Consider the following 2,787-nt stretch of genomic DNA (forward strand, 5'->3'; position numbering starts at 1 on the left):
ATTATAAGGATAGCGTGTTTTAATATAAGGGTTAAGTAGTACCGGCAGCTTCTTCATCATTCGCGATCACGCTGCCCGCTGCTTTTTAGTATGGAAAGGACAAGCTTGCTCAGCTGTTCTGGAGAAGGCGCCCGTCTCCGCTGTGCACGATAGCTCATTGCTTTGATGATGACAAAAAGAAACAATAGTCCAAGACAAACGTAGGTAACCATATCCTATTCCTTTCTTACAATAAAAGTGATTTAACAAAATCTATCAGGTATACTTATTTTGTAGTATATCATCATACTGGTAGCAGTGACTAACAGTGACTATTGGACTAGCGAAGAAGAACCGTTTGTCCCATTACAAAGGAGTACAGCAAAATGAATAGATTAAAACGTTTATCATGTCAGCTAATGATGGTTTCTGCTATTTTGCTGCTGCCGTTCAGCAGCTTCCAAACCGTGCATGCAGCGCAAGGCGACTCGCAAATTGATGCAGTACTTGTGCTGGATGTCAGCAATTCAATGAGCACAAGCGATCCAGGGAAAATTGGAAATGAAGCAATGAAGATGTTCATTGATATGCTGCCGACACAAGGCGACCGCGTTGGCATTGTGGCTTATACCGATGAAATTCAACGCGAGAAGGCGCTGCTGGAAATCCAGTCTGCTTCGGATAAAGAGAAGCTGAAGGGCTTCATCGATCAGTTAAACCGCGGAGCCTATACCGATGTTTCTGTCGGAGTTAAGGAAGCGGTACAGATTTTGGAAGATGGTGCTGACCAAGATCACGAGCCGATGATTATTTTGCTAGCTGACGGCAATAACGATTTTAATAAGGCATCCGGCAGAACACAGGCGCAGTCCGACGCGGACATGGACAAGGCGCTTAAAGAAGCGAATGATAAAGGCGTTCCGATTTATACAATTGGCCTAAATGCAAATGGGAAACTAAATGAATCTGCGCTTGCTAAGCTATCGGAAATAACCGGCGGGAAGTCATTCGCGACCGATTCGGCTGACGATTTGCCGCGAATTTTGAGTGAAATTTTTGCCAGCCATCTTGAGCTGAACGTCGTACCGGTTGATTCTTTGACGGCAAACGGCAGCTATCAGGATGTGAAAATTTCAGTTCCCAACTCGAATGTACTAGAAGCAAATATTTCGATTATGTCGAGCAAGCCGGTTGAGGYGAAGCTCGTAGATCCATCTGGCAACGCTATTCCTATTCCTTCGGATGACGTCTTGCTATCGAGCTCGAAGAGCTATTCCTTGCTGAAGCTGTTAAAGCCGTCGGAAGGCGACTGGACGCTTCAAATCAAAGGCGTGAATCGCGATAAAATCGACATTAATCTTATTTTCAACTATGACTTAAGTCTTGCTATGGATCCACTAGCCAAAGCGGCCTATTCCAAGGGCGACAAGGTGACAATCAATTCTTATCTCGTAAGCGGCGGAAAAAAACTGGAAGACACCTCCCAGTACAGCAACATGAGCGCGGTTTTACTCGTTAAAGACTTAGACACGGGCAAAACCGAGGAAATACCGATGGAGAATGCGGGCGACCATTTTGCAGGCTCCTACAAAATACCTGAGAAGCATGACTATGAGATTATAGTGAAGGCCAAAGAGAAAAGCTTTTTCCGAGAGACCGATGCGGTTAAAATTTCGGCAAAGGCGGGAACAACGGGGCAGACGCCAAAGCCGGAGGCAGATAAAGAAGAGAAGCCGTTCCCGGTTGTACCTGTTGTAATTGGCGTTATAGGTCTAGCGGCATTGCTTGCAGCAGCTTACTTTATATTAAGAGTGCTGAAACAAGCGAACCGTGGGTTTGTTGGCCAACTCGTCATTGAAATTCGAGATGAGAATACAGGTGACAAAACGTCGCCGCAGTACAAGAAGCTGACAGCCTTCAAAGGCAAATTGCAGCTTCACCAGCTGTTGCAGCTAGCGCCTGAGCTGAAGGAAACCGACAAGGTCATTTTCAAGCCGGGAAGCAATGATCGTATCGTTCTGCAAAATGGTTCCTCCTGCACAATTGAGAAATCGGGACGAGCAGTGGATGCGACGCGTGCATTGGAAATGAAAAGCGGAGACCGCATTACGGTTTCATTGAAACAAGTAGACAAAACGATATTCATTGAATATCTCGTATAAATAGAGCCCTGGAGGTAATGAAAAATGAAACCGATCGTAAGAGAACACATACAGCAGCTTGACGTTTCGCTTGGCGGAGGTATTGTCAGCGAGAAAATTCGGGTAGACACCATAGATAATCCCATTTTGATCATTGGACTTGGCGGTACCGGTATTGATGCGCTTCTGCGTCTAAAATACCAGATCAATCGCCGCTTTAAGCTTCCTGAGGATCCCGTTTCCAAAAGAAAACGCGAGAAGCCTGATAATGTGGAATTCCTTGCTTTTGAAACGAATGAACAGGATCGCAATAAAAAGTATAAAGGGATCGGTCTTGATCCTATTAATGAATTTGTGCTGCTATCTAATGCAGAGGTTGGAGGATTGCTGCAAAATCGCAGCATTTTGGAGCCGTACATCACGGACTGGCTGTCGCCAGAGCTAAGTATAACTGATGGCATGAATGGTGCAGCTGGCGTTCGTCAAGCAGGTCGGCTGCTGCTGTTTACGAAGATCAATCAAGTGGTGCAGAGCATCGACAAAAAAATTAAAACGTTATCCGTCGGGACGAACAAAAAGCTGATGGTGTTTCTGCTAACCGGCTTGTCTGGCGGAACAGGAAGCGGCTGCTTCCTCGATATCTCTTATATCGTTCGAGGAATTATAG

At 45.5% G+C, this 2,787-nt stretch carries 3 protein-coding genes; 2 read left to right on the plus strand and 1 reads right to left on the minus strand.

What is annotated here, in order from left to right; genetic code table 11:
* Window positions 1-56 precede the first annotated feature (56 nt).
* On the minus strand, window positions 57-212 hold the full coding sequence (locus AC1DSE_RS33895) for a hypothetical protein (protein WP_179089849.1): 156 nt from the start codon (window positions 210-212) through the stop codon (window positions 57-59).
* A 153-nt stretch (window positions 213-365) separates the two neighbouring features.
* On the opposite strand from AC1DSE_RS33895, the gene AC1DSE_RS33900 reads away from it, so the two are divergent.
* Window positions 366-2,141: a vWA domain-containing protein gene (locus tag AC1DSE_RS33900; RefSeq protein WP_477528973.1), complete on the plus strand. Its 1,776-nt coding sequence runs from the start codon at window positions 366-368 to the stop codon at window positions 2,139-2,141.
* A 24-nt stretch (window positions 2,142-2,165) separates the two neighbouring features.
* Window positions 2,166-2,787, plus strand: a 622-nt coding sequence (locus tag AC1DSE_RS33905) for a tubulin-like doman-containing protein (RefSeq protein WP_477528974.1), incomplete at its 3' end; no start/stop codon positions are given.

The sequence above is a fragment of the Paenibacillus sp. 01L418 genome (assembly GCF_056400045.1).

Excerpts from the sequence above, each read along its gene's own strand:
- AC1DSE_RS33895 (WP_179089849.1), bottom strand. The coding sequence starts at position 212 with ATGGTTACCTACGTTTGTCTTGGACTATTGTTTCTTTTTGTCATCATC.